At 59.8% G+C, this 24,883-nt stretch carries 23 protein-coding genes; 16 read left to right on the forward strand and 7 right to left on the reverse strand.

What is annotated here, in order from left to right:
* Positions 1-8 precede the first annotated feature (8 nt).
* On the reverse strand, positions 9-884 hold the full coding sequence (locus ACN1C3_RS05105) for a substrate-binding periplasmic protein (RefSeq protein ID WP_419114706.1): 876 nt from the start codon (positions 882-884) through the stop codon (positions 9-11).
* A gap of 3 nt (positions 885-887) precedes the next feature.
* Positions 888-1,349, reverse strand: coding sequence for a cytochrome c-550 PedF (gene pedF / locus ACN1C3_RS05110; protein WP_419114707.1), 462 nt, complete (start codon positions 1,347-1,349; stop codon positions 888-890).
* 385 nt (positions 1,350-1,734) lie between these two features.
* Between pedF and ACN1C3_RS05115 the strand changes: the two genes are divergently transcribed.
* The 6 genes from ACN1C3_RS05115 (at position 1,735) to ACN1C3_RS05140 (ending at position 6,884) form a co-directional block, all read left to right on the forward strand.
* Complete coding sequence (locus tag ACN1C3_RS05115) at positions 1,735-2,919, forward strand: ABC transporter substrate-binding protein (protein WP_419114708.1); 1,185 nt, start codon at positions 1,735-1,737, stop codon at positions 2,917-2,919.
* Positions 2,920-2,950: 31 nt separating this feature from the next.
* Positions 2,951-3,910 (forward strand): YVTN family beta-propeller repeat protein, encoded by a 960-nt coding sequence (locus ACN1C3_RS05120; protein WP_419114709.1) that lies wholly within the window; start codon positions 2,951-2,953, stop codon positions 3,908-3,910.
* Positions 3,907-4,641 (forward strand): ATP-binding cassette domain-containing protein, encoded by a 735-nt coding sequence (locus ACN1C3_RS05125; RefSeq protein WP_419114710.1) that lies wholly within the window; start codon positions 3,907-3,909, stop codon positions 4,639-4,641. Before ACN1C3_RS05120 ends, ACN1C3_RS05125 begins: the two co-directional genes overlap by 4 nt.
* Positions 4,638-5,429, forward strand: a complete 792-nt coding sequence (locus ACN1C3_RS05130) for an ABC transporter permease (RefSeq protein WP_419114711.1) — start codon at positions 4,638-4,640, stop codon at positions 5,427-5,429. Before ACN1C3_RS05125 ends, ACN1C3_RS05130 begins: the two co-directional genes overlap by 4 nt.
* Positions 5,430-5,604: 175 nt before the next feature.
* On the forward strand, positions 5,605-6,162 hold the full coding sequence (locus ACN1C3_RS05135) for a PQQ-dependent catabolism-associated CXXCW motif protein (RefSeq protein WP_419114712.1): 558 nt from the start codon (positions 5,605-5,607) through the stop codon (positions 6,160-6,162).
* Between the two features lie 56 nt (positions 6,163-6,218).
* The gene (locus ACN1C3_RS05140; protein WP_419114713.1) at positions 6,219-6,884 is read left to right on the forward strand and encodes a response regulator; all 666 of its coding nucleotides are present in this window, start codon (positions 6,219-6,221) and stop codon (positions 6,882-6,884) included.
* Between the two features lie 131 nt (positions 6,885-7,015).
* On the opposite strand, the gene nahK is transcribed toward ACN1C3_RS05140, so the two are convergent.
* From nahK to ACN1C3_RS05160, 4 genes are all read right to left on the reverse strand, one after another.
* Positions 7,016-9,649, reverse strand: a complete 2,634-nt coding sequence (gene nahK / locus ACN1C3_RS05145) for a hybrid sensor histidine kinase/response regulator NahK/ErcS' (protein WP_419114714.1) — start codon at positions 9,647-9,649, stop codon at positions 7,016-7,018.
* Positions 9,579-10,742: a nitric oxide-sensing protein NosP gene (gene nosP, locus ACN1C3_RS05150; RefSeq protein ID WP_419114715.1), complete on the reverse strand. Its 1,164-nt coding sequence runs from the start codon at positions 10,740-10,742 to the stop codon at positions 9,579-9,581. Before nosP ends, nahK begins: the two co-directional genes overlap by 71 nt.
* A gap of 276 nt (positions 10,743-11,018) precedes the next feature.
* Complete coding sequence (locus ACN1C3_RS05155) at positions 11,019-11,291, reverse strand: hypothetical protein (RefSeq protein ID WP_419114716.1); 273 nt, start codon at positions 11,289-11,291, stop codon at positions 11,019-11,021.
* Positions 11,292-11,596: 305 nt separating this feature from the next.
* Positions 11,597-12,781: a porin gene (locus tag ACN1C3_RS05160; RefSeq protein WP_419114717.1), complete on the reverse strand. Its 1,185-nt coding sequence runs from the start codon at positions 12,779-12,781 to the stop codon at positions 11,597-11,599.
* Positions 12,782-13,122: 341 nt separating this feature from the next.
* Between ACN1C3_RS05160 and ACN1C3_RS05165 the strand changes: the two genes are divergently transcribed.
* The 10 genes from ACN1C3_RS05165 (at position 13,123) to ACN1C3_RS05210 (ending at position 23,291) form a co-directional block, all read left to right on the forward strand.
* Complete coding sequence (locus tag ACN1C3_RS05165) at positions 13,123-13,998, forward strand: MurR/RpiR family transcriptional regulator (protein WP_419114718.1); 876 nt, start codon at positions 13,123-13,125, stop codon at positions 13,996-13,998.
* A 12-nt stretch (positions 13,999-14,010) separates the two neighbouring features.
* On the forward strand, positions 14,011-14,766 hold the full coding sequence (locus ACN1C3_RS05170; protein ID WP_419114719.1) for a transporter substrate-binding domain-containing protein: 756 nt from the start codon (positions 14,011-14,013) through the stop codon (positions 14,764-14,766).
* Positions 14,767-14,877: 111 nt separating this feature from the next.
* Entirely contained in the window at positions 14,878-15,597 is a 720-nt protein-coding gene (locus ACN1C3_RS05175; protein WP_419114720.1) for an ABC transporter permease, read from the forward strand.
* Positions 15,594-16,304 (forward strand): ABC transporter permease, encoded by a 711-nt coding sequence (locus ACN1C3_RS05180; RefSeq protein WP_419114721.1) that lies wholly within the window; start codon positions 15,594-15,596, stop codon positions 16,302-16,304. The genes ACN1C3_RS05175 and ACN1C3_RS05180 overlap by 4 nt, the downstream gene beginning before the upstream one ends.
* A 49-nt stretch (positions 16,305-16,353) precedes the next feature.
* A complete protein-coding gene (locus ACN1C3_RS05185) occupies positions 16,354-17,595 on the forward strand; it encodes an NAD(P)/FAD-dependent oxidoreductase (RefSeq protein WP_419114722.1) in 1,242 nt (413 codons plus the stop codon).
* 17 nt (positions 17,596-17,612) lie between these two features.
* The gene (locus ACN1C3_RS05190) at positions 17,613-18,401 is read left to right on the forward strand and encodes an amino acid ABC transporter ATP-binding protein (RefSeq protein ID WP_419114723.1); all 789 of its coding nucleotides are present in this window, start codon (positions 17,613-17,615) and stop codon (positions 18,399-18,401) included.
* A gap of 131 nt (positions 18,402-18,532) precedes the next feature.
* Positions 18,533-19,633, forward strand: a complete 1,101-nt coding sequence (locus ACN1C3_RS05195; RefSeq protein WP_419114724.1) for a polyamine ABC transporter substrate-binding protein — start codon at positions 18,533-18,535, stop codon at positions 19,631-19,633.
* A 54-nt stretch (positions 19,634-19,687) separates the two neighbouring features.
* The gene (locus ACN1C3_RS05200) at positions 19,688-21,106 is read left to right on the forward strand and encodes an aminotransferase (RefSeq protein ID WP_419114725.1); all 1,419 of its coding nucleotides are present in this window, start codon (positions 19,688-19,690) and stop codon (positions 21,104-21,106) included.
* A 77-nt stretch (positions 21,107-21,183) separates the two neighbouring features.
* Positions 21,184-22,062: a helix-turn-helix transcriptional regulator gene (locus ACN1C3_RS05205; protein ID WP_419114726.1), complete on the forward strand. Its 879-nt coding sequence runs from the start codon at positions 21,184-21,186 to the stop codon at positions 22,060-22,062.
* Positions 22,063-22,274: 212 nt separating this feature from the next.
* Positions 22,275-23,291, forward strand: coding sequence for a GlxA family transcriptional regulator (locus tag ACN1C3_RS05210; RefSeq protein WP_419114727.1), 1,017 nt, complete (start codon positions 22,275-22,277; stop codon positions 23,289-23,291).
* Positions 23,292-23,336: 45 nt separating this feature from the next.
* Here the strand turns inward: ACN1C3_RS05210 and ACN1C3_RS05215 are convergent, their stop codons facing one another.
* Positions 23,337-24,677: an MFS transporter gene (locus tag ACN1C3_RS05215; RefSeq protein ID WP_419114728.1), complete on the reverse strand. Its 1,341-nt coding sequence runs from the start codon at positions 24,675-24,677 to the stop codon at positions 23,337-23,339.
* Positions 24,678-24,883: the final 206 nt, after the last annotated feature.

The following is a 24,883-nucleotide window of genomic DNA, read 5'->3' on the forward strand; positions in this document are numbered from 1 at the left end:
GCCCGCTCCTATTGATACATCTCCGGCACTTCATAGCGCAGGCCGTACTCGGCATAGATCGCCTTGAGCGTGCCGTCGCGAATCAGTCCTTCCAGGGCTTCTTCCACGGCATAGGCCAGTTGGCGATTGCTTTCATGCACGGCCATGCCGATCTCCCAGAGCTGTTTACCCATGTTCGGGTAGGCATTTTCTGCCAGCGCCAGTTGCGAGTCCTTGGCCTCATGCACTTGCCAGTCGATCTCGCCGCGCATCGCCATCACCGCATCCACCTCACCGGCCTTCATCGCGGCAAAGGCTTGCGGCACGCTGGGGTAATGGTGGGTCTTGGCGCTGAGCATGCCGTTGAACACCGAGGTCAGGTAGAACGACGGCACACTGTCCACTTCGACGCCAATCGGGTGGTGTTCAAACACCGCGACACTGCCCACCGAGTCGAGTCGGCGGCGGTCATACGCGACCTGCCAGGACTCGTTCTGGTAAGGACCGAACATCACCACATGGTCGTTTTCCAGCTCGCCGAGTTCGTTGCGTTTTTGTGAGTAATCGCGGTCGTAAGGCACGCGCATCATCAGGTCGGCCAACTGCTGGTTACGCAGCTGATTGCCGCGCCAGATGTAGTCGCGCAGGTCATCGTCGAGCTTCTCGCCCGCCGGTGCCCAAACCAACTCCAGACGCACCCCGAGGGCTTTGGCCAAGGCCTTCGCCAGATCGACGTCGACGCCACGCGGCTGGCCGCCGTCTTCGAAGCTGTAGGGCGCGAAATCCTTATAGACCGCGACCTTCAGCTCGCCCGCGGCGATCATTTCATCGTAAGTGCGGACCTGCGCCTGTGCCGTCTGACAGCACAGCAGCAGAGCGGTAAACAACACAGCGAGCAGGCGCATGGGTTACTCCTCGACGTGCACGCTGTCCAGGTAGGTACGTACCGCCCACAAGGCTTCCTGACTCAAGTAGTCGGCCATTTTCGGCATGTAGACACGACCATCGCGCACAGCACCGTTACGCACGCGCTGAACGAACCACTCGTCCCCGGCGTCGCCGACATCGAGCAGACGCAGGTCCGGTGCGATACCGCCAGACTTGGCCTCCAGGCCATGGCAGGCCGCGCAGTTCTGGTTATAGGCCGAGGAGCCGATTTCCAGTGCCCGGTCGTGTTCCGGGGAGGTGCGATAGGGGTTTACCGCCGCCCAGCCATCTCCATCGACCTGCACCCCGGCGTCCTTGATTGGGGTCAAACCTTTGGTTTCCACGGCTTGTGGTACCACGTTGCCGTGGGCCAGGACGGAACCTGCGCTGATCAAACCGGCCAGCAGCCCGGCGGCAAGCATGGCGTTGCGTATTGTTGTCATTGTTATGCCCTCAAGATTGCACGCAAAACCTCTCTGCAGAGGTCATGGCACCATCTTAAGAACAGCCTTCTGTAAGCCGAATGCTGCTTTGGTGGCCGCCCGCTACTCCCTTGGTAGTAGGGCTTGTGGCGAAGGCCTGACTTTACAAGATCGTTCCCACGCTCTGCGTGGGAATGCCTCACTGGACGCTCCGCGTCCGCTCTGGATGTGACGCGGAGCGTCACGGGCTGCATTCCCACGCGGGAGCGTGGGAACGATCAAAATCAGCTTTCGACCGGAAATATTTCCGGTGCTACTACCTTGGTACCGGCTCATTGGTACTTTCTGCATATTTCCCCGCACTCCGTCACTTCCTATGCTGGCGCTACCTGTAGTGGAGTGCCCTATGCGCCAGCTTGTCAGTTATGCCTTGTTCTACCTGCTGGCGATTGGCTGCGCCGCCTTGCTGGCGACCCAAAGCCAGGCGGCAGACGCCGGGTTGCAGATCCGTATCGGCTATCTGGGCTATCGACCCGATCCCGGCCCGCTGCTGTCCAACATCATTCCCGAGCCCACCGATGCCGGGCTGCGCGGTGCCGAACTGGCGATTACGGATAGCAACAGCACCGGGCATTTTCTCAACCAGAGCTACAGCCTGGTCGGCGGCAATGTCGACAGCCCCGAAGCCTTGCTCGACGCGGCCAAGGTCCAGCACGACCAGGGACTGCGGCTATTCGTGGTGAACGCACCGGTCGACAGCTTGCGCCAGCTCAGCGCCGCCCTGCCCGACAGCCTGCTGTTCAACGCCGGTAGTGCCGATGACAGCCTGCGCAGCACAAGTTGCCTGCCGAACGTGCTGCACAGCTTGCCGAGCCGGGCGATGCTCGCCGATGCCTTGGCGCAGTTTCTGGTGGTGCGCAAATGGCAACGGGCGCTGTTGATCATCGGCCCGACACCCGACGATCAGGCCTATGCCTCTGCCCTGCGCCGGGCAGCAAAACGTTTCGGCTTGCAGATCGTCGCGGAGAAACCCTGGTCCTTCGACAATGACCAGCGCCGCAGCGCTCAGGCCGACATGCCGCTGTTCACCCAGACCGCTGAGTACGACGTGGTGCTGGTGGCTGATGAGCGCGGCGACTTTGGCGAGTACGTGCCGTACCAGACCTGGTACCCGCGTCCGGTCGCCGGCACTCAGGGCCTGACGCCAACCGGTTGGCACAAAACCGTGGAAACCTACGGCGCGGCGCAATTGCAAAAGCGCTTCGAAGCCATGGCCGGGCGCTGGATGAACGACCGCGATTTTGCCGCCTGGATTGCCGTGCGCAGTGTCGCCAGTGCCGTGAGCAAATTGCGTCAGAGCGATGCCAAAGCGATTCGCCAACTGGCGCTGAGCGATCAGCTGCCGCTGGATGGTTTCAAGGGCCGCAAGCTCAGCTACCGCCCGTGGAACGGTCAGTTACGGCAACCGATTCCGATCGTTCAACCGCGGGCACTGGTGAGTACTTCGCCCCAGGACGGTTTTCTGCACCCCTTCAACGAAATGGACAGCCTCGGCTACGACAAGCCTGAGGTGACCTGCCGCTTTCCCTGATTCCCACAACGACAACAACAAGGAACTTGCCATGCGCCGCACCCTGCTTGCATCCGCCTTACTGCTCGCCACCGCGCCCGTGCTGGCGAGCACTGCCTGGGTCTCCAACGAAAAGGACAACAGCCTGAGCCTGATCGACATGCAGACCCTGCAAGTCACCGACACCCTGGCCGTCGGCCAGCGCCCACGGGGTTTGTTGCTGTCCCATGACAGCAAGCTGCTGTACATCTGCGCCAGCGACTCGGACCGGGTCCAGGTGATGGACGTCGCCACCCGCAAAATCATCAAGGAACTGCCCTCCGGCAAAGACCCCGAGCAATTCGCCCTGCACCCCAATAATCGCTGGCTGTACGTGTCCAACGAGGACGATGCGCTGGTGACGGTGATCGACACCGAAACCTCCAAGGTCCTGGCTCAGGTCAACGTCGGCGTCGAGCCGGAAGGCATGGCCGTCAGCCCCGACGGCAAATGGGCGGTGAACACCAGCGAAACCACCAACATGCTGCACTGGATCGACACCAGCACCCAGACCCTGGCCGACAGCACACTGGTGGATCAGCGGCCGCGTTTTGTCGAGTTCAATCAGGATGGCTCGCAGCTCTGGGCCTCGGCAGAGATTGGCGGCACGGTGACGATTCTCGACGTCGCGACCCGCAAGATCCTCAAAACGCTGAAATTCCAGATCAAGGGCGTGCACCCGGACAAGGTTCAACCGGTCGGCGTCAAACTCAGCGCCGACGGCAAATACGCGTTCGTTGCCCTGGGCCCGGCCAACCATATCGCGGTGATTGATGCCAAGACCTTCGAAGTTCTCGACTATCTGCTGGTGGGCCGTCGGGTCTGGCAGATGGCGTTCACCCCGGATCAAAGTCAATTGCTGGCCACCAATGGCGTCAGCGGCGATGTGTCGGTGATCGACGTGAACAGTCTTAAGGTCATCAAGTCGGTCAAGGTCGGTCGTTATCCCTGGGGCGTGGTGGTGACCCCATGAACGCTCTGGAAGTAACTGACTTGAGTTTTGCCTACGGCCCCCGTGAAGCGCTGCGCAAAGTGACGTTCAGCCTGCTGCCTGGGCGCTTCGCCGCCTTGCTGGGGCCAAACGGCGCAGGAAAATCCACACTGATCGCCCTGCTGACGCGCCTGTATGACCTGCAGCACGGTGACATCCGGGTCGGCGGTCATTCGCTGCGCAGCGCCCCGCGTCCGGCGTTGCGTCAATTGGGCGTGGTGTTTCAGCAGAGCACGCTGGACCTGGACCTCAGCGTCGAGCAGAACCTGCGCTACCACGCCGCGTTGCACGGGCTGTCCCGGCGTCAGACCCACTTGCGGGTCGACGCCGAACTGGCGCGCCAGGCACTGACCGAGCGGCGCCGTGAACGGGTCCGCGAACTCAATGGCGGCCACCGCCGTCGCGTGGAAATTGCCCGTGCGCTGCTGCATGAGCCACGGTTGTTGCTGCTCGATGAAGCCAGCGTCGGCCTCGACCCCGCCAGCCGCCTGGCCCTTAACCAGCACATTCGTAGCCTGTGCCGCGACCACGGTATCAGCGTGCTCTGGACCACCCATCTGCTGGACGAAGTGCAGGCCAGTGATGATCTGTTGATTCTGCATCAAGGCCTGCTGGTGGCCAGCGGGCAAGCTGAAGTGTTGAGCCTCGAACACGGCGGCGATCTGACCTCGGTGTTCCAGCGCCTCACTACCCCAGGAGTAGCGGCTCGATGAACGCTTATTGGCAGTGTTTCAGCGGTATCGTCCTGCGTGAATGGCTGCGGTTTATCTTGCAGCGCACGCGCTTTCTCAGTGCGCTGGTGCGGCCATTGCTGTGGTTGCTGGTGTTCGCTGCAGGTTTCCGGGCGGCGCTGGGCATCGCCATCATCGAACCCTATGACACCTACATTCCGTACGAGGTCTACATCATTCCCGGGCTGGCCTGCATGATCCTGCTGTTCAACGGCATGCAGGGGTCGCTGTCGATGGTCTATGACCGGGAAATGGGCAGCATGCGGGTGTTGCTGACCAGCCCCCTGCCCCGGGCCTTTTTGTTGAGCAGCAAATTGCTGGCGACCTCATTGATCTCTCTGCTGCAGGTGTATGCCTTTCTTGGCATCGCCTGGATCTATGGTGTGCAACCGCCGGCCTTCGGTCTAATCGCGGCGTTGCCGGCGTTACTGTTGGTGGCGTTGATGCTCAGTGCGCTGGGGTTGTTGTTGTCCAATGCCATCCGCCAACTGGAGAACTTCGCCGGGGTGATGAATTTCGTGATCTTCCCGCTGTTTTTTCTGTCTTCGGCGCTGTATCCACTGTGGAAAATGCGCGAAGCCAGTGAGTGGCTGTATTGGCTCTGCGCCCTCAACCCGTTCACCCACGCGGTGGAATTGGTGCGTTTTGCCTTGTACGAGCGCTTCAACCTGATGGCGCTGGCGGTGTGCCTGGGGTTGACGCTGCTGTTTTCGCTGCTGGCGGTGCTGACCTTCAATCCGCAGCATGCGGCGGTACGGCGGGTTGGGTGATTGGCAATTTTCGGGTTTTGGGTACCTGGGTGTGTACTCAAAACCTGTGGGAGCGGTGTCGCCCTCCCGCACACAAAAATTACGACTTTAGTACTGGTTTCCCTGTCTATCGTCGCATTCACAAAGCATCACCACTGGCATGTAATGGGGTTATAACAAGAAGGACCAAAACCCTATGCTGCGTGCCCCGCGTTATCTGCTCCGCCCGCCCCTTGCAGCCTTGTCACTGAGCCTGTTGCTGGGCGTTGCGCAGGCCGAAACACCGCTGTTTTCCCCGGAGGGCTACCGCACCGGCCTCTACCGCAGCCCGACGCCGGATCATATAGAGGGTGCCCGAATCATCGACACCGCACGCCTGCAAACCTTGCTGGCGCAAACGCCGAAGCCGGTACTGATCGACGTGTACCGTCGACAGTGGCTTGAGGGTCGTTTCATCGAAGACCAACCCCACGCCAACCTTCCCGGCAGCCAGTGGCTGGCCAACACCGGTGACGGTGAGCTGAGCCCGCAATGGCGGGACTATTTCACGCGCAACTTGCAAAAAGCCACGGCCGGGCGCGAGGATCAAGCATTGGTGTTTTACTGCCGCGCCGATTGCTGGTTGAGCTGGAACGCCGTCAAACGCGCCACCGCGATGGGTTATAAAGAGGTGTATTGGTACCGCGACGGCCTGGATGCCTGGGAGGCGGCGCACCTGCCAGTGGAACCGGCCCGGCCCGAACCGTTTCCCTGACTCCCACAGCAGCGTTCTCGCGCCACACCCTAATCAAAATAACGAGGTGAAAGGCCATGTACAAAATTCTGATCGCCGACGATCACCCACTGTTTCGTGAAGCCATTCATAACGTCATCAGCGATGGTTTTCCTGGCAGTGAAGTCATGGAAACCGCCGACCTGGACAGCGCTCTGGAGCTGACGCAACAGCATGACGATCTGGACTTGATCCTGCTCGATCTGAACATGCCCGGCATGCACGGCCTCAACGGCCTGATCAATCTGCGCAACGAGGCACCGACCATTCCGGTGGTGATCGTCTCCGCCGAGCAGGATAAGCAGGTGGTATTGCAAGCCATCACCTACGGTGCGGTGGGATTCATCACCAAATCCTCGCCCCGCGCGCAGATGACCGAGGCCATCCAGCAGATTCTGAACGGCAACGTCTACCTGCCCTCAGACATCATCCGCACGCAAAAAACCAGCACCCGCCGCAGCATGAATGACACGCCTAACTTCCCGCCCGAACTGCTCCAGGCGCTGACCCGCAAACAGCTGTTGGTGCTGGAACGGATGACCAAGGGCGAATCGAACAAACAGATCGCCTACACCCTGGAAATCGCCGAAACCACGGTCAAGGCCCATGTTTCGGCGATCCTGCGCAAACTCAACGTGCACAATCGGGTGCAGGCAATTCTTAGTGCCGGGGATATTGATTTTGCGGCGTATTTGCGGCGGTGACAGGAAACTCAAAGGTCTGTGATAACCCTGTGGGAGCGGCGGTGCGGCGATCCGACTTGCCCGCGAAGCTTTTAGCGCCCTCGATGGCCTATTCGCGGGCAAGCCCGCTCCCACAGGTTATGCGGCGTACCTCACGGCCGCCCCAACAAATGACTGATCGCCATCTTCAGCTTCATCGGCCGCACCGGTTTGTGCATCAAGGTATGGCCCAGCTCGCGCATTTGCAGTTTCAGTTCATTGCTGTAGTTGGCAGTGATCATCAACGCCGGCAAGGGTGATGCACGCCGGGCGTTGATCAGCGCCACGGCATCGACGCCGTTCTTACCATTATCCAGGTGGTAGTCGGCGATCAGCAGTTCGGCCTCTGCATGGTAGTTGTCCACCTGACGTGCCAGGTCTTCTTCCGAGAGTGCCGTCACCACCTGGCAGCCCCAGCTTTCCAGCAGCGTACGCATGCCCGCGCAAATCGCTGCGTCATTGTCCAGCACCCAGATCCGCGCACCGTGCAAGCGCTCCAGCATCGGTTCGCTCATGGGCAACTGCGGCGCAACCTTCGGTGCACTGTTGGTCAGCGGCACCTCGATGGCAAACATCGAGCCCTTGCCCGGCCAGGAGCGTACGGTGATCCGGTGCCCGAGAATCCCGGCGATTTTTTCGACGATCGCCAGACCCAACCCCAGTCCCCGATCCTGATTCGGCCGCTGCACATCGCCGCGTTTGAACTCCTGAAAAATCTCTTCCAGCTTGTTTTCGGCGATGCCCATGCCGCTGTCCCAGACCTCGATAGACAACCGCTGACGATGTCGACGACAACCCAGCACCACGCGGCCGCTGGTGGTGTAACGAATGGCGTTGCTCAACAGGTTGCGCAAAATCCGTGCGAGCAACTGAATGTCACTGCGCACCAGTGCTGAACAGGGCACGAAGTGCAATTGCAGTCCTTCACTGCGGGCCGCCTGGGCATACTCGGTCGCGAGGTTTTCCAGCAACTCGCTGAGGGCAAACGGTGCGATATCGGCCTTGATCACCCCGGCGTCGAGCTTGGAGATATCCACCAACGTACCCAGCAGGTTTTCCACGTCCTCCAGCGAGTTGCTGACGTTACGCACCAGCATCGCGTTGGCCACCGGTTCGCGGCGCTCAAGCAGCGCACTGGTGAACAGCCGCGCGGCGTTGAGCGGTTGCAGCAGGTCATGGCTGACTGCGGCGAGAAATTTGGTTTTCGACAGGTTGGCCTGTTCCGCTTCCAGCTTGGCCTCGCGCAAACGCGATTCGACGCGGCTGCGCTCGTCAATCTCGCGCAGCAATTGATCGTTGAGAGTGGTCAATTCGGCAGTGCGCTCGCGGACCCGCACTTCAAGATTCTGATAAGCCTGATGCAGCGCCTCGGCAGTGCGGCGGCGCTCGGTAATGTCGCGGATCAATACAAAAATCCCCACCACTTCGCCCGTCGCCAGCCGGTTCGGCACGTAGGAGCGCAGCATGTAGCGCTCCTGATTGTTGATGTTGGTTTCGGGGAACTCGAAGGTCACGCTCTCCCCGGCCAGCGCCCGCGCCACATAGGATTCCAGACGCTGGTAATGCTCTTCGCTGTGGACCTCGCGCAGGCTCTGACCGAGCATCACGCCGCGTGGCCAGCAGTACCATTCTTCATAGACCTTGTTGGTGAATTCGTAGACCAGATCGGCATTCAGGTAGGCGATCAGCGCCGGCACATGGTCGGTGATCAGGCGAATCCAGCGTTCGCTCTCGCTGAGGGCTTCGGCATGCTGATAGCGCTCGGTGATGTCGGTAAAGGTGTTGACGAAGCCGCCGGTGGGCAATGGATGCGTGCGGATTTCCAGTACGCGCCCGTCGTAGAGCCGCTGCTCACATTCATGGACCACCCGCCCATTGGTATCGCGGCTGGCCGGGGTCAGCAGACTCAATTCGCTGTCGCCGATCACCTCGGCAAACAACCGATGGGCCGCTACCGGTGCCAGGCCGCTCAATTCGAGGAAGCGGCGATTCCACAATTCCAGCACGCCCTCGGCGTTCACCATCGCCACGCCTTGGGACAGGTTATCGACCGCGCGCTGCAACAAGTGGGATTTCTGCGCGACCGCTTGTTCACGGCGCACGGTTTCGCTGAGTTTGACTTCGGTGATGTCGGTGAAGAGGATCACCCGCCCACCCTCCTGGGTCGGCCGTTCGCTGACCTGCAACCAGCGACCGTTGTGCAACCGGTAGAGCAAACGCTCATCGGCATGGCCGCGCGGTTCTTCGCTGAACAGACCGGTGCCGGTCATCAAGCGTTTGACCTCAGCCAGTCGCATGCCCGCCATGATCCGCACCCGGCTGTTGCTCCAGAACGCCTTGAAGCGGCTATTGAACAGCACGATGCGCTGATTTTCATCGAACAACACGAAGGCATCGGAAATGCTCTCGATCGCATCGATCAGGTGCCGGTGAGCGGTTTCGGCCCGCAGCCGGGCTTCGCTGAGCAGATGATTGCCGGCCTTGAGTTCGGCCATGGCCTGATTCAGTGCATCGGTGCGCTCACGCACCTGCTCGGCCAGCACCACTGAATGCTGAAACGCCGAATACGGATCGTTGCCACGGGTGCCCCCGGACTCGATCCGTTCGATCAGCGCGCCATTGATCCGTTGCAGCTTGCGGTTTTCATGCTGTAAGTGGGCGATCTGCTCCTGCAGCTCAGCGGCTGACGGGGGTCCGGTTTCGAGCGATGGCAACGCCGGTGAAGGTTTGGTTGATGTGCATGCCATTGAACTGTTCTCCGTAGGTGTTGAAGCCCATCACCCGCTGCTCGCGCAGGAAGGCACCGATTTGCTCAAGGCTGCCGACGTCTTCGAGCTCCAGACGCCTGAGGAAACAGTCACAACCAATCGTTAGCAGTAGCGTGCCGAGCCGCGCCTCAAGGCCTTCGAACAACGTCTGCAAGTTCGGCAACAACGGCCCGGGGGTCATGGCGGTGAGCACGATGCCGTTCTCCACCGCGCAATAGAAACTCAGGCTCAGGTCCGGGTGAACCTGCTGGATCGCCCGGACGTAGTGCTGTTCATTGATGCGCACCGCCAGCGGATGGGCGGCAAACACGCGATGATCGAGTTCAGCCACCGGCACGCCGATATGCCGGGCGTATTCCTCGGCGGCGGGCTCGGCATTGAGCTCGTAGACCCTGCGCGAGGCGCTGTCTGCGCGGGTGATGACTAGTTTCTCTTCGCGCGGCAGGATGTGATGGGTGGTGAACACCTCGAAGTCCAGCCAGGTGTTGACCAACACCACCACCGCCGCGCCGCTGTGGAACTTGCCATCGAAATACACATGGGTGTGGGTCAGGTAGTTGTCATCGCCGGCCGAGCCGCCAAAATGCGGGATATCGCCGAGGGCCGCACTCAGCGCGGCGAGCACCATCTCTTCGCGGCTGGACAGGCCATCGAGCAAGGTCAGCGCGAAACTGTTGCCCTTGATCGGCGCCAGGGTGTTGCTGCGACAGTCGCCCACCAGACGTTCGACCATTTGCTGAGCGTCGATCAGGCTGAAATGCTCCATCTGATCGATCAGCTCGATGGCGATGGAAAAATGCCGATGATCGAAACCCACTGCGGTGATGCAGCCGCGACCATAGCCGTTGGGGGTGATTTCCCCGGCGCTGGTGCAGCCCACCAGGCGGATTCCGCCAAAACTCTGCTGCAAGGCCGGGCCCAGGGCCTGCAAGTCGTACTCGGCGGAACAAAAGAACAGCACAAAGCCCAAATGCGGATGCAGCAGTTGCCGCGCCAGGTCCTGGGCGGCCTCCTGAGCATCGGTGGCCTGAGACATTGCACTGACGACGCCATCGGTCTGGCCCTGTTGCATATTCGCCTCCCGCAGGTGCGTGGTCTGAGGCATGAGTGTACGAAGCCCGCTGCGCGGGCCGTATGCTACTTGGGTAGCGGGTAGGCGGTTCCATGGGATGAAGTGCGGGTGGCAGAGGATAAAAATGTGTTGGTCTGGCGCCTATATCTGTAGGAGCCGAGCTTGCTCGCGATGGACTCAAGGGCGACGCGTTTATTGATCGTTCCCACGCTCTGCGTGGGAACGATCAAGCATTCAACCAAAAAAAACGGGCGACCATTAGGTCGCCCATTTTGCTTATGGCGCCATCTGCGCCCGCAATCGTCGTCCGATCACGTCAATCAAATCGCAGCCATCGCGCAGCGGAATGGCGAGGACTCGGGCGAAGTCGTGCAGGACCACGGCGTCGGAGTGGATCTCTTCGCGCATGGCGAGGTTTTCCAGCAATTGGGTGACGGCGCGGATGCGGTAGTCAGCGGTTTCGAGCAATACGTCGAGGGGCGCTTCGGTGTCGATCAAAAGAGCGTGGAAGTCGTTGTCGACTCCGGTGATGGGCATATATCGATCCATGGGTAAAGCTCCACTAAATTGAAGAGAGCCATCCTCTGGGTCGCCAAACCCAGTCGCCATATGGGCGACCGGCGGACTATAAGCTTCATCCGTAAAGTGGTGCAAGGTGTTGATGTGACGGGATTTCCGAGGCTGGCGTAAGACCTGTGGGAGCGGGCTTGCCCGCGAAGAACGATAACGCGTAATGCCTGAAAAACCGCGGTGTTCGCTTCGCGGGCAAGCCCGCTCCCACAATCCGGGCCCAGAAAATAAGAACGGATCCGACCCACGCCGCGATGCGCGCAGCGCGGGCCGATCCGGCCGGGTTACCAGGTCAGCACTGCCCCCACCGCGAAGGTATCGGTGTTTTCATTCTGGGCATTGGTGTCGTGCCCGCTGATTTTGAACTGGTTGTACTCGGCCACCAGTTTGAGGTTGTCATTGACGTCATGAAACAGCGCGATCCCCCGGGTGTCGTAGTCAGCGCCGCTGCCCACCACGCCGTTGCCGTCGTCGTTGGTTTTGCCGTAAGACAGTGCCAGACGGTTCTTGCCCAGTTTGTAGGAGCCCTGCAGCAGGTAACCGTCGCTGTCGACTTCACGCAAGGTCGCTTTACCGGCGTTGTTGGTGAAGAACGGATTGATGCCTTTGGCCTGGAAGCCCGAACCGGTCAGGGACAAACCGCCCATTTTCGCCTGCACGCCGTAACCGACGCCTTTGGAGGTGACCGATTTGACCGTGGAGTCGGTGTTGTCCGAGGTCTGGTAACTGCCGTTGACCCAGCTATAGATCTTCGCCCCGCTGACGTCGAACTGGTAGGTGATCTCACTCTCGGTCCGTGGGTTCTCCTGATAAGCCTTGCCCAGTGCGCTGCTGTCGTTGGTGTCTACCGGATCCATGATCCCCACCGCAACCCGTAACCCGTCCATGACCGGAGTGCGGTAGGTGATCTGCGAAGTAGGAAACGGGTACGGGTAACCGGTGCCAATGTTGCCGAACGACACCCCGCCACCGTCCACCAGCCCCAGGCTGTCACTGACCTGGCCGTAACCGGCCAGCATCTCGTCGAGCAGGATGTTGGAACGTGCGAACAGCCCGAAGTCTTTACCGATTAGCACTTCACCCCATTCGGGGCTGGCGACGGTGCCGTAGAACTGCCGTACATCAATGGCGGTGTCGGTGCCGTTGGTTTGACTGTCGTTGATGGTCACCCAGAACGACGACCGAGCCCCAAGCTTCAGGTCGTCGACTTGCTTGGTCATGTTGAAGCCCAGGTAGTTGGGCAAGAACCCCATCTTTACTCGGGCCTGGCTCCGATCGAATTGATCGCCGGGACGGTCGACTTTGCTGTTGACGTAAAAGGTGTTGATGTAGCCATCGGTGGAGAACGTGGTCTGGTCCTTGTCGTACAGCATGATTTCAGCTTTGGCCATCGAACTCATGCCCAGAGTCGACAGGCTGGCAATCAAGGCAGGCAAGAAACAGTGCTGGAATTTCTTATTGTTGTGCATGGCGCGCTCCGCAAACGGGGGACGATTTGTCGGAGGCGATTATCAAAAGGCTGGGCAACGGCTCATATGCTGCCTTGGCGGCGATTGGCAAGTGCTTTGGATTGGCGGGATTGGCCCGGCAAAATCGGTGTAAGACCCGGCAGCTACGAGGCGCGAGACTTAAGGCTTGCACCGACTTGCCAATGGGATGATCGACCAGCCCGATCCCCCTACAAAAGCGCGTTGTTCCTTAATCACCCCGCCAACTCACGCAATATTGCCAGTTATCTGTCATATATTGACTTAATGCCAGAAAACATTCACCTTCTGCTCCAAGCGCTGAATAACAACAGGAAACAGCCTTGAGCCAGCCCATCAAACAACGTCTGGAAAGTAGCTTGTCGACCGCCTCCACCTCGGGCCGGGCGATCGCCAATTACATGCTGGCCAACCTTTACGAGTTGCCCTTCCAGACCTCGGCCGATATCGCCGCCAAGCTGGGCGTCAGCGAGTCCACTGTCGGGCGCTTCTGCCGCTCCATCGGTTACAGCCATTTCAAAGACCTGAAAAACGACCTGAAAACCGACCTGGGCGAAGGCCCGTGGCTGGTGGGTGAACGTTTGCAGGAGTTCCGCCAGCAAGCCAGTCAGAGCCCGCAAGGTTTGCCGCGCAGCTTCGAGCTGGAAGTCGGTGCGCTGGTGAAAGTCTACGAATACAGCCTGACCCCGGCCTGGCAAGTCGTCAGCCAGCGCCTGGCCACTCGCCGCAAGGTATTTGTCGCCGGGTTCCAGACCGAGCGCGGTATCGCCGCTGCCATGGTCCATCTGTTGCAGTACCTGCGCGATGGCGTGCAACTGGTGGACGGCGCCGCCGGGCATTTTGCCGACGTGCTGCTCAGTAACCCTGAGGAGTGCGCACTGGTGGTGTTCGAAGCCCGGCGTTATTCCCGTCACGCCCTGACCCTGTGCCGCAAGGCCCGCGAAGCCGGGATTGCGGTGACCCTGGTCACCGACACCTTCTGTGACTGGGCCGAGCAGAACGCCGATGAAGTGTTCCGCGTGCCCACCGAGTTCAACCTGTTCTGGGAGTCCACGGCATCGATGCTGTCGCTGGTGCACCTGCTGGTGAATGAGGTGTGCATACAGCTGGGCCCCGACGTCGAAAAACGTCTTGAAGCAACCGCCGCATTACATAACGAGTTCGTTGGATACACATCCTCACCAGGACCAAAACAATAATAGAGGTGCTAGATGAAAAACGTCATTCGCTTTGCAAGTGCATGTGCAATGGTCATCGCCGGTACGTCAGGCGCCCAGGCTGAAGTACTGAAAATAGCCACCGAAGGCGCCTACCCGCCCTTCAACTACGTTGACTCGGACAACACGCTGCACGGCTTTGACGTCGACATTGCCAACGCCCTGTGCGAGCGGATGAAGGTCGAATGCAAAATCGTCGCTCAGGACTGGGAAGGCATCATCCCGGCGCTGATGGCGAAGAAATACGATGCGGTGGTCGCCTCGATGATTGCCACCGACGAGCGCAAAAAGAAGATCGCCTTCACCAATCACTACTACCGTACGCCGCTGTCAATCGCGGTGCCCAAGGACTCGAACATCACCGATGCCCAGACCAACTTCAAAGGTCGCTCGATCGGTGCCCAGTCGTCCTCGACCCAGGCGATCTACGCCGAAGAGCATTACGGTCCGGCCGGTGCCGACGTGAAGTTCTACCCAACGCTGGACGAAGCCAACAGTGATCTCGTCTCCGGTCGGATTGACGGGGTGATTGCCGATAAGTTTCCGCTGGTGGCCTGGGCCGAAAGCACCGGCAAGGACTGCTGCAAGATCATCGGTGACGTCAACGGCACCACTGCCGATGCCTCTATCGCCGTGCGCCAGGATGACAACGCCCTGCGTGAACGCCTGAACAAGGCGCTGGACGAGATCGTCGCCGACGGCACCTACAAAAAGATCTCCAGCCGTTACTTCGCCTTCGATATCTATTGACCCCTCAGGTCCGTGGCCGGGCTGCGGACCTTCTTCTTTAGCACCTCTGCCCCGTGCTCCTCGTGAGCGCGTCGGCGGCGTGCAGGCTTAACTTCGCGAGAGGGTTCGGGCATGTTCGAACATCTGTCACTGTTATCTTTCGCCAGCGGTGGCTGGGGCTCGGCGTTGTTGGCCGGTGCCCTGGTGACCATCGCCCTGGCCCTCAGCTGTGTGCCGATCGGCTTGCCGCTGGGTCTGGGCGTTGCACTGGCGGCCCGTTCCAAACGGCGCTGGTTACGGGCCTCGGCCACCGCTTTTTCAACGGTATTCCGTGGGCTGCCGGAGCTGCTGACGCTGCTGATCATTTACTACGGTTGCCAGATCGCCGCGCAGAAGATACTGGCCGCGATGGGCTACCAGACCGAAGTGACGATCAATACCTTCGTGGCTGCGATGATCGCCTTCAGCCTGGTGTTCGCTGCGTTTTCCAGCGAGATCTGGCTCGGTGCCTTCAAGACCGTGCCCAAGGGCCAGTTCGAAGCTGCTGCGGCCTTGGGGTTGTCCAAGGGCACCACGTTCCGCAAGGTCGTACTGCCGCAACTGGCGCGCATTGCCCTGCCGGGTTTGTCGAACAACTGGCTGTCGTTGCTCAAGGACACTTCACTGGTGTCGACCATTTCCCTGGTCGATCTGATGCGTCAGACCAACCTGGCGGTCAGCGTGACCAAGGAGCCCCTGTTCTTCTACGCCGTGGCCTGCTTCGGCTATCTGTTTTTTTCGGCCTTGTCCGGCCGTTTATTCCACTTTCTTGAGCAGTACTTCAGCCGCCATCAACGGAGTGCCCGCCCATGAGCGTCGATGATCTGCTGAACCTGTTCCTCAGCCCAGAACTGCTCGAACGCTACGGCCCGCGCTTTATCGACGGGTTGCTGGTGACCGGCAAACTGGTGGCGATTTCCTTCACCCTCGGCGCCCTGCTTGGCCTGCTGATCGCCCTGGGCCGGCTGTCGAGCAATCGCTTTGTGCGCAGTTTTACCGGCGCCTACGTGTACTTCTTCCGTGGCTCACCACTCCTGGCACAGCTGTTCATGCTGTATTACGGGCTGGGCTCGTTCAAAGGCTTCTGGCAGGACGTTGGCCTCTGGTGGTTCTTCCGCGAAGCCTGGTTCTGCACCCTGCTGGCTTTCACCCTGAACACTGCCGCCTACCAAGCCGAGATCCTGCGCGGCGCCTTGCTGGCGGTCGCCCAGGGCCAGCGCGAAGCGTCGAAAGCCCTGAGCCTGTCGCGCTGGACCACCTTTCGCAAAGTCATCCTGCCGCAGTCGCTGCTGGTGGCCATCGGGCCGTTGGGCAACGAGCTGATCCTGATGATCAAGGCCAGCGCCATTGCTTCACTGGTGACTATTTACGACCTGATGGGCGTGACCAAGCTGGCCTTCTCCCGCAGCTTCGACTTCCAGATCTACCTGTGGGCGGCGGTGCTATACCTGCTGATAGTCGAAGTGGTGCGACGCAGCCTGAAACTGATCGAAGGCCGTCTGGGCCGTCATTTGAACTGAACCGATTTTCCTGGGCTGCCCTCGCGGCCCGCGTACCAGGGATTTACCCATGCATTGCGAAACCATCGTTCTTGGCGCCGGGATTGTCGGCGTCAGCACCGCGCTGCACTTACAGGCCCGTGGCCGCAAAGTGGTACTGCTCGACCGCGATCAGCCGGGCAACGGCACCAGCCACGGCAACGCCGGGTTGATCGAGCGCGCCAGCGTGGTCCCCTACGCGTTCCCGCGCCAGCTCTCGAAGTTGCTGCGCTACGGCCTCAACCAACAGTCAGACGTGCGCTACAGCCTGCGCTACCTGCCCAAGGTCGGCCCGTGGTTGCTGCAATACTGGCGCCATTCCAGCCCCAAAGGACTGGCCGCTGCCACCCGCGCCATGCTGCCGCTGATAGAGCGTTGCGTCATCGAACATGACCTACTGGCGGAACCGGCGGGTATGACCCACCTGATTCATGGCGACGGCTGGATTGAAATTTTTCGTGATCCGGCCGCCTTCGCAAAGGCCCAACAGGATGCCTTGGCCCTGAGCGAGTACCGATTGAACTATGTGGTCCTGGACCAACAGCAGATCCACCAACGCGAAGCCGGGCTGCATCCCGACGTTATCGGTGGCCTGCACTGGCTCGATCCGAAGACTGTCAGCGATCCGGGCGGCCTGACCCGGGGTTACGCCGAGCTGTTCAAAAAACGCGGCGGCACCTTTGTCCTTGGTGACGCCCTGACCCTGCGCCAAAGCAACGGCCAATGGCAGGTGCAAAGCGACGAAGGCCTGATCACCGGCAACGAGGCGGTCATTGCCCTCGGCCCTCAGGCCCGAGGCCTCTTCGAACCTCTGGGCTATCACATTCCATTGGCAATCAAACGCGGCTACCACATGCATTACGCGGCCAAACCCGGCACTCATTTGCATCACCCGATTCTCGATCCAGTGGGCGGCTACGTGCTGGCACCGATGGTGCGCGGCATTCGTTTGACCACCGGCATCGAGTTCGCCGACAGCGATGACCCGATCAATGAAATCCAGCTGCGCCGCTGCGAAGAGCATGCCCGTCACTTCTACCCGCTGGGCGAACGCCTCGACGCGCAACCCTGGCTCGGTCGTCGGCCATGCCTGCCGGATATGCGCCCGGTGATTGGCCCGGCCAGTCGCCACCCGGGGCTGTGGTTCAACTTCGGCCACGCTCACCACGGCCTGACCCTGGGCCCGGTCAGCGGTCGCCTGCTGGCCGAGATGATGACCGGCAGCATGCCGTTTACCGACCCCACGCCCTACAGCGCCGAGCGCTTCCACTGATCGCTGGAGACCTGTGCATGCAATCCAATACTGCCCTGCTGGAAACGCCGGCAATCGTAGTCCCCGACACCCGCAAAGTGGTGGTCGATATCGCCGGGCTGAACAAGTTCTATGGCGCCTTCCATGTGCTGCACGACATCGACCTGAAAGTTCGCGAAGGCGAACGCATTGTCCTCTGCGGGCCGTCCGGCTCTGGCAAGTCGACGTTGATCCGTTGCATCAATCGCCTGGAAATCGCCGAAAAAGGTCGCATCCTGATCGACGACACCGATCTGTCGCAGAACACCCGACACGCCGCCAAAGTGCGCAGCGAAGTGGGCATGGTGTTCCAGCACTTCAACCTGTTCCCGCACATGAGCGTGCTCGACAACTGCACCTTGGCACCGATTTCGGTACGCGGCCTGTCGCGCAAAAAAGCCGAAGAGCTGGCGCGCAATTACCTCAATAAAGTCGGCATCGAAAACCAGGCGGATAAATACCCCAGCCAACTCTCCGGCGGCCAGCAACAACGCGTGGCCATTGCCCGGGCGCTGTGCATGGAACCGAAAATCATGCTGTTCGACGAACCGACCTCGGCACTGGACCCGGAAATGGTCAGCGAAGTCCTCGACGTCATGGTCAAACTCGCCGGCAGCGGCATGACCATGCTCTGCGTCACCCACGAAATGGGCTTCGCCCGGCAAGTGGCAGAACGGGTGCTGTTTCTGGATGGCGGGAAAATCATCGAGGATGCGCCGCCGAATGACTTCTTCGGCGCGCCGAAAAGCCCACGGGCCAAGGCGTTTCTTGCGCAGATTGTGCATTGAGGTGGGGGGCTGAAATTGCCCCCTCGTCACCTGCACACCCCACCTACCCGATCGGGTTATGGCGCGATCGAAGGCGCTGCTGGAAAGTGAGGCCCAGCAGCTCGCAAGAGTAACCACAAGGTGGGACTGATATGCGCAAAGCCCTCACAGCAATCCTTAGCGTGGCCCTTGCCACTTTACCCGTGCTCAGCCATGGCGCAGATGCGCCAAGCAACACCCTTCGGCTGTACAACTGGGCGGATTACATTGGCGAAAACACCATCGCCAACTTTGAAAAAGCCACCGGCATCAAGGTGACCTACGACACCTTCGACTCTTACGAAACCGTCCAGGGCAAGCTGTTGCCGGGCCGCTCAGGCTACGATCTGGTGGTACTCAACGCCGCCCTGGTCCCCTTGCTGATCAAGGCCAAGGTGTTCCAGCCACTGGACAAGACGCTGCTGCCCAGCTGGAAGAATCTCGACCCGCATGTACTCAAGAGTCTGGAAACCTACGACCCCGGCGTGACCTATTCCGCGCCCTATACCTGGGGCAGCAACGGCGTCACCTACAACGTCAGCAAGATCAAGGAACGCATGCCGGACGCCCCCATCGGTTCGTTGGCAATGATCTTCGACCCCAAAGTCGTTTCGCATTTCGCCGACTGTGGGGTGACCCTGACCGATTCGCCCACCGACATTATCCCGTTGGTACTGACCTACCTGGGCCGCGATCCCAACAGTGCCGAGCCAAAAGATCTCAAGGCCGCGCAGGATGTGTTGATGGCGGTGCGTCCGTATATTCGAAAATTCGATTCGACCGGTTACCTCAACGGCCTGGCCAACGGTGACCTGTGCCTGTCCACCACCTGGTCCGGCGATTACGCCACCGCCCAGGCCCGTGTCGAGGAAGCCGGAGCGAAGATCAAACTCGACTACTTCATTCCCAAGGAAGGTTCGCTGATCTGGTTCGATGACTTCTACATCCCGGCCGATGCACCCAACGTTGCCAATGCCCACAAGTTTATCGAGTACATGCTGCAGCCGCAGGTGATCGCCGAGGTCAGCGACTACATCCGCTACGCCAACAGCAACAAGGCAGCGACGGCACTGCTCACCGCGGACATTCGCGACAACCCGGCGATCTACCCGGACCAGGAAACACTCAAGCGTCTGTTCACACAAAAGACTCAATCACAGGCGAACGTTCGTCTGATCACCCGCACCTGGAACATGGTGAAGACCGGTAAATGACGCGGGTCCCTACCGCGATAGATATCCACCCCACAGACTCCGAAGGTGAAGGTTATGCCCACTCAATCCCCAGCGTTTTTCGCGCAATTCGACCAGGAGAAACTGGTTGCCGCCGACAAGGCGCATTACATGCACGGCTTCCATATGTTCGACGAACATCGTGAGCAAGGCTCGTTGAACATTGCCGCAGGCGTAGGCGCCTACATCTACGACACCGCCGGCAATCGCTACCTCGACGCCGTCGGCGGCATGTGGTGCACCAATATCGGTCTGGGTCGTGAGGAAATGGCCGAGGCCATCGCCAACCAGGTGCGCCAGCTGGCCTACTCCAATCCGTTCTGCGACATGGCCAACGTCACCGCCATCCAGCTCTGCGAGAAACTCGCCAGCCTGGCACCCGGCGACCTCGATCATGTGTTCCTCACCACCGGCGGCTCGACGGCCGTGGACACTGCCTACCGGTTGGTCCAGTTTTACCAGAACAGCCGGGGCAAGCACGAAAAGAAGCACATCATCTCGCGGTTCAACGCCTATCACGGCTCGACCTTCCTGACCATGTCGATCGGCAACAAGGCCGCCGACCGCGCGCCTGAATTCGACTTCATGAGCGACCTGTTCCATCACGTCTCTTGCCCGAACTATTACCGGGCCCCGAAAGGCATGAGCGAAGCGGATTTCCTCGATCACCTGGTCAACGAATTCGAAGACAAGATCCTCACCATCGGCGCCGACAAGGTCGCGGCATTCTTCGCCGAGCCCGTCATGGGCTCGGGCGGCGTGATCATCCCGCCAGAGGGTTATCACCGGCGCATGTGGGAAATCTGCCAACGCTACGACATGCTCTATGTCGCCGACGAAGTGGTGACCTCGTTCGGTCGGCTGGGCAAGTTCTTCGCCTCTGAAGAAGTGTTTGGCATGCAACCGGACATCATCACCACGGCCAAGGGACTGACCTCCGGCTACCTGCCGCTGGGTGCCTGCATCTTCTCCGAGCGAATCTGGCAGGTAATCGGCGAGCCTGGTAAAGGTCGCTGTTTCACCCATGGTTTCACCTACAGCGGGCATCCGGTGAGCTGCATTGCGGCGCTGAAGAACATTGAAATTATCGAGCGTGAAAACCTCCTGGCCCACGTCGAAGATGTCGGCCGCTACATGGAGGAGCGCCTGCACACCCTCGCCGATCTGCCACTGGTGGGTAACGTACGCTGCAAACGACTGATGGCGTGTATCGAGTTCGTCGCCGATAAACAGACCAAGGCGTTGTTCCCCGACGCACTGAATATCGGAGAGAAAATTCACCTGCGGGCACAAGCAAAAGGCTTGATGGTGCGTCCGATCGGGCACCTGAACGTGATGTCGCCGCCCCTGATCATCACTCACGCACAGGTTGATGAAGTGGTCGACATCCTGCGTGAATGCATCCTCGATACTGCCGATGAACTCAAGCGCAGCGGCCAGTATCAGGGGCAATGAACACCGCGCAGTACAAGGGTGGAGAAAGGCTTCTCGGCGTTTTGCCTGCAACGTGCCCGGCGAGTAGACTGCCGGGCATGACCGATACCCCAAGCGATATCTCTACCGCGCTCCCGCTCCAGGCTTTGCAGGCCTGGCATGGGGGGTTGGCGATGGCCTTCATGGCGATAGACGACAGTACCTTCCTCGAACATCTGGCGACGGCACTCAACGGCTTGACGCCCATCGAGTCGATGATGATCAGCCTTGAACGCAAAGGCCTGCCGCCGCAACTGCTGCACCAGCGGGGCATCCCGGGCGATCACCGCGACGACATCATCAACCGCTACTTCTCCCGTGGTTACCTGCTTGATCCGTTCTGTCTGGCCGTGGAAAACGGCCTCGCCGAAGGCTTCTACCACCTCTCGGAAATCGCTCCGGACGACTTTTTCAGCAGTGAGTACTACAAGACTTACTACCTCAAGAGCGGTGCCGTGGAAGACTGCTACTACATCGTCGACCTCGACCGGCAGAGCAAGATTTCGCTGTCGATGTTCCAGGGCCTTAGCACCACCCCTTTCAATGCGCAACAACTGGCACTGATGCGCGCCGTAGAGCCCATGGTCCGCGAACTGCTGCGCCGTTTCGGCACCACCGGGGGCCTGCAGCACCTGTTCGCCGAGGTTGCCCGGGACACGCTCACCCCTCCTCCGCAAGCCAGCCTCAACCAGCAAATCGAAGCCGCCTTCATGAACTTTGGCAGCCCTCTGCTGACCGTCCGTGAACGGGAGATCGCTCACCTGATCCTGCGTGGCCACTCGGTAAAATCCACCGCACGGGTACTCACGATCTCTCCGGAAACCGTGCGCATGCACCGCAAGAACCTCTACACCAAGCTGGAAATCAGCTCACAGGCGGAGTTGTTTGCGTTGTTCATCGATTGGCTGACCCAGGGTCGGGACATCAGAGAAGCCTGATGCCCGATCCGTTGCAACTGGCGGAGCCTGCGGGGTGTGATATTCGACGTGGAGGCTATGAGAGTTCGTCTCGTTTATGCCTGTTGATTGGACACTCGGTGTAAGATCCACAAACCCGAAAGCAGGGTATAACAATCATAAAAACGAGATGATGCTGAACACTGTCGGCGCCTTGCCACAGAGCACGTCATCCATGCAGTGGAGGAGCGGTAATGACGGCGAAACTCCAGGCGGCGAAACCCGCTGCGGGACGTTCGGCTAGTGAACACCGGCCATTAAAAACCGTGGGTTTTCTGGTCATACCCAACTTCACCACCATCGGCTTCGCTTCCGCTGTGGAAACCCTGCGCATGGCCAATATGGCAGCGCGCCAACCGATGTTTCGTACGGTTATCATCGCCGCTGATCTGGAACCGGTGACGGCCAGCAACGGTATGCGCATCCTGCCTGATTACTCCATCACCGATGCACCAAAGCTCGACATTTTGTTCGTTGTCGGTTCAAACCCGATCGTCTCCAATCACAGCAGTCGACCGTTACTCAATTGGCTGCGCAAGCTAGCCCATGACCGGGTGACGCTGGGTGGGATTTGCACTGGCAGCCACTTGCTGGCTCGCGCAGATTTGCTCAAAGGTTATCGCTGCACCATCCACTGGGAAGACATCGAAGCATTGAAGGAGCGTTTTCCAGGGATCATCATTTCCAATCAGTTGTTCGAACTGGATCGGGATCGCTACACCTGCTCCGGTGGCGTGGCGTCCATGGACATGACTTTACAGTTAATTGCCCGCGAACCGGGTGGTCAGGAGATCGCGACCCATGCGGCCGAATTGCTTCTGTGTGATCGGGCACGTGGAGCGCGGGAGCAACAGCGCGTGCCGTTACGGCAGAAACTGGGCACCTCCCAGCCCAAGCTCAGTCAGGTGGTGGCTATCATGGAGGCCAATCTCGAGGAACCGGTGGGACTTGAGGATCTCGCACGGTTGAACGAGGTGTCGGTGCGGCAACTGGAGCGTTTGTTTCACAAACATCTGCAACGCACGCCGAGTCAGTACTACCTTGAATTGCGCCTGTCACGGGCGCGGCAGTTGCTGCTGCGTAGCGAGTCGCAAGTACGCGATATCGCCCTCGCCTGCGGCTTTGCTTCCCCTGCGCATTTCTCCAAATGCTACAGCCGCTTCTTCGGCGTATCGCCCATCGGTGAGCGCAAGCAAGTCGCTTTGCATTAAAACCAAATACGCGAAGGAGCGATGTACTCCTTCGCGTAATACGGTTTAGTCCTGCAAGGCTTTATGCGCAGTTTCCCGACTCGCCAGCATGGCAATCAACGCCACCGCAGCAGCCGCCAGCAGATACCAGGCTGGCGCCATTTTATTGCCTGTTAGTTGAATCAGCCACGTCGCGATAAAGGGTGCGGTGCCACCGAATACGGCATTGGCGATATTGAAGCTGAAGGCAAAACCACTGAAGCGCACGCGGGTGGGGAATATCTCGGCAAGGAAGCACGGCAACGTGCCGTCGTTCATCGCCAGGATCGTGCCAAAGGCAATCTGGATCATCAGCACCACGATCAGTGGCTGGTTGTTGAGCATGCCAAACAGCGGAAACGTCAGCGCCAAAAACAGTAACGAGGCAATCACCAGCATGGTCTTGCGCCCGAACCGGTCCGACAACTTGCCCATCAGGAAAATCAGCCCGATATAGGTCGCCAGCGAAACTGTCGAGGCCATGAACGAATCACTCTCGCTCATGCCCATTTCAGTGGACAGGTAGGTTGGCATGTAACTGAGCAACAAATAGAACGCCACCGCATTCAGGCAGGTCACGCCGATCCCGATCATCACGCTACGCCGGTGCACGGTCAGCAGTTCGCGAACCGGAGCGTGGGTTGCGCATTCCTTGGCTTCCAGACGTTGTTCCATCTCCAGGAACTTGGGCGTGTCTTGCAAACTCATGCGGATATAGCGCCCCACCAGACCGAACGGCGCCGCCAGCAAGAAGGGCAAGCGCCAACCCCAGCTGTGCAGATCCTCGACGTTCATCCACGAGTGCAAACCGGCCACGAACACCGCGCCGAACAGCAACCCGGCAGCGGTACTCGCCGGGACGATGCTGGTGTACAAACCGCGTTTACCCTCAGGCGCATATTCGGCGAGAAAGGCTGATGCTCCGGCATACTCGCCGGAAGCGGAAAACCCTTGAACCAGGCGGATCAGCAACAGCAAGGCCGGCGCCCAGAGGCCGATATGATTGTAAGTGGGAAGAACGCCGATAAAAAAGGTTGAGACTGACATGATCAGAATCGACCAGGACAACGCGCTGCGCCGCCCATATTTGTCACCGAAGTGACCCCAGACCAATCCTCCTATCGGGCGGACAATAAACGACAGCGCGAACACCGCGAACGTCGCTAGCAGGCCGGTAGCCTTGTCGGTCTGCGGAAAAAACGTGAGCGCGATGACCGTTGCCAGATACCCGTAGGCCGCGTAGTCGAACCACTCGACGAAGTTGCCCATGAAACTGGCGCTGGCGGCACGACGTAATGCTTTGCGCTCGGACGTCTGTTCAAACTGCTGTTCCAGGGTCAACGTCAAACTTGCGTTTTGGGTGCTCATTGGACACCTCCGGTGGTAGAGGTGCTGTTATCGGAATGAAGGGGCAGCGCTTTATCGCTGCCCGAAGCAGGATTGAGGAGGCGATGCTTCGGGCCTGAGGCCGGAGTCGAGACGTAAAACATGACAAATACCCTCTATTGTTTTACTTGGCAGGGTGAAGGGTCAGTAAATGCTGCGCGTTTTCGGCGCGCTTGCGTTGTTTTTTT

The organism is Pseudomonas sp. H11T01, assembly GCF_048515765.1.
Taxonomy (GTDB): Bacteria; Pseudomonadota; Gammaproteobacteria; order Pseudomonadales; family Pseudomonadaceae; genus Aquipseudomonas.

What these genes read in the sequence shown, in the direction of transcription:
- ACN1C3_RS05105 (WP_419114706.1), bottom strand. Translation starts at nt 884, where the DNA reads ATGCGCCTGCTCGCTGTGTTGTTTACCGCTCTGCTGCTGTGCTGTCAG.
- pedF (WP_419114707.1), bottom strand. Translation starts at nt 1,349, where the DNA reads ATGACAACAATACGCAACGCCATGCTTGCCGCCGGGCTGCTGGCCGGT.
- ACN1C3_RS05115 (WP_419114708.1), top strand. Translation starts at nt 1,735, where the DNA reads ATGCGCCAGCTTGTCAGTTATGCCTTGTTCTACCTGCTGGCGATTGGC.
- ACN1C3_RS05120 (WP_419114709.1), top strand. Translation starts at nt 2,951, where the DNA reads ATGCGCCGCACCCTGCTTGCATCCGCCTTACTGCTCGCCACCGCGCCC.
- ACN1C3_RS05125 (WP_419114710.1), top strand. Translation starts at nt 3,907, where the DNA reads ATGAACGCTCTGGAAGTAACTGACTTGAGTTTTGCCTACGGCCCCCGT.
- ACN1C3_RS05130 (WP_419114711.1), top strand. Translation starts at nt 4,638, where the DNA reads ATGAACGCTTATTGGCAGTGTTTCAGCGGTATCGTCCTGCGTGAATGG.
- ACN1C3_RS05135 (WP_419114712.1), top strand. Translation starts at nt 5,605, where the DNA reads ATGCTGCGTGCCCCGCGTTATCTGCTCCGCCCGCCCCTTGCAGCCTTG.
- ACN1C3_RS05140 (WP_419114713.1), top strand. Translation starts at nt 6,219, where the DNA reads ATGTACAAAATTCTGATCGCCGACGATCACCCACTGTTTCGTGAAGCC.
- nahK (WP_419114714.1), bottom strand. Translation starts at nt 9,649, where the DNA reads ATGGCATGCACATCAACCAAACCTTCACCGGCGTTGCCATCGCTCGAA.
- nosP (WP_419114715.1), bottom strand. Translation starts at nt 10,742, where the DNA reads ATGCAACAGGGCCAGACCGATGGCGTCGTCAGTGCAATGTCTCAGGCC.
- ACN1C3_RS05155 (WP_419114716.1), bottom strand. Translation starts at nt 11,291, where the DNA reads ATGGATCGATATATGCCCATCACCGGAGTCGACAACGACTTCCACGCT.
- ACN1C3_RS05160 (WP_419114717.1), bottom strand. Translation starts at nt 12,781, where the DNA reads ATGCACAACAATAAGAAATTCCAGCACTGTTTCTTGCCTGCCTTGATT.
- ACN1C3_RS05170 (WP_419114719.1), top strand. Translation starts at nt 14,011, where the DNA reads ATGAAAAACGTCATTCGCTTTGCAAGTGCATGTGCAATGGTCATCGCC.
- ACN1C3_RS05175 (WP_419114720.1), top strand. Translation starts at nt 14,878, where the DNA reads ATGTTCGAACATCTGTCACTGTTATCTTTCGCCAGCGGTGGCTGGGGC.
- ACN1C3_RS05180 (WP_419114721.1), top strand. Translation starts at nt 15,594, where the DNA reads ATGAGCGTCGATGATCTGCTGAACCTGTTCCTCAGCCCAGAACTGCTC.
- ACN1C3_RS05185 (WP_419114722.1), top strand. Translation starts at nt 16,354, where the DNA reads ATGCATTGCGAAACCATCGTTCTTGGCGCCGGGATTGTCGGCGTCAGC.
- ACN1C3_RS05190 (WP_419114723.1), top strand. Translation starts at nt 17,613, where the DNA reads ATGCAATCCAATACTGCCCTGCTGGAAACGCCGGCAATCGTAGTCCCC.
- ACN1C3_RS05195 (WP_419114724.1), top strand. Translation starts at nt 18,533, where the DNA reads ATGCGCAAAGCCCTCACAGCAATCCTTAGCGTGGCCCTTGCCACTTTA.
- ACN1C3_RS05200 (WP_419114725.1), top strand. Translation starts at nt 19,688, where the DNA reads ATGCCCACTCAATCCCCAGCGTTTTTCGCGCAATTCGACCAGGAGAAA.
- ACN1C3_RS05205 (WP_419114726.1), top strand. Translation starts at nt 21,184, where the DNA reads ATGACCGATACCCCAAGCGATATCTCTACCGCGCTCCCGCTCCAGGCT.
- ACN1C3_RS05210 (WP_419114727.1), top strand. Translation starts at nt 22,275, where the DNA reads ATGACGGCGAAACTCCAGGCGGCGAAACCCGCTGCGGGACGTTCGGCT.
- ACN1C3_RS05215 (WP_419114728.1), bottom strand. Translation starts at nt 24,677, where the DNA reads ATGAGCACCCAAAACGCAAGTTTGACGTTGACCCTGGAACAGCAGTTT.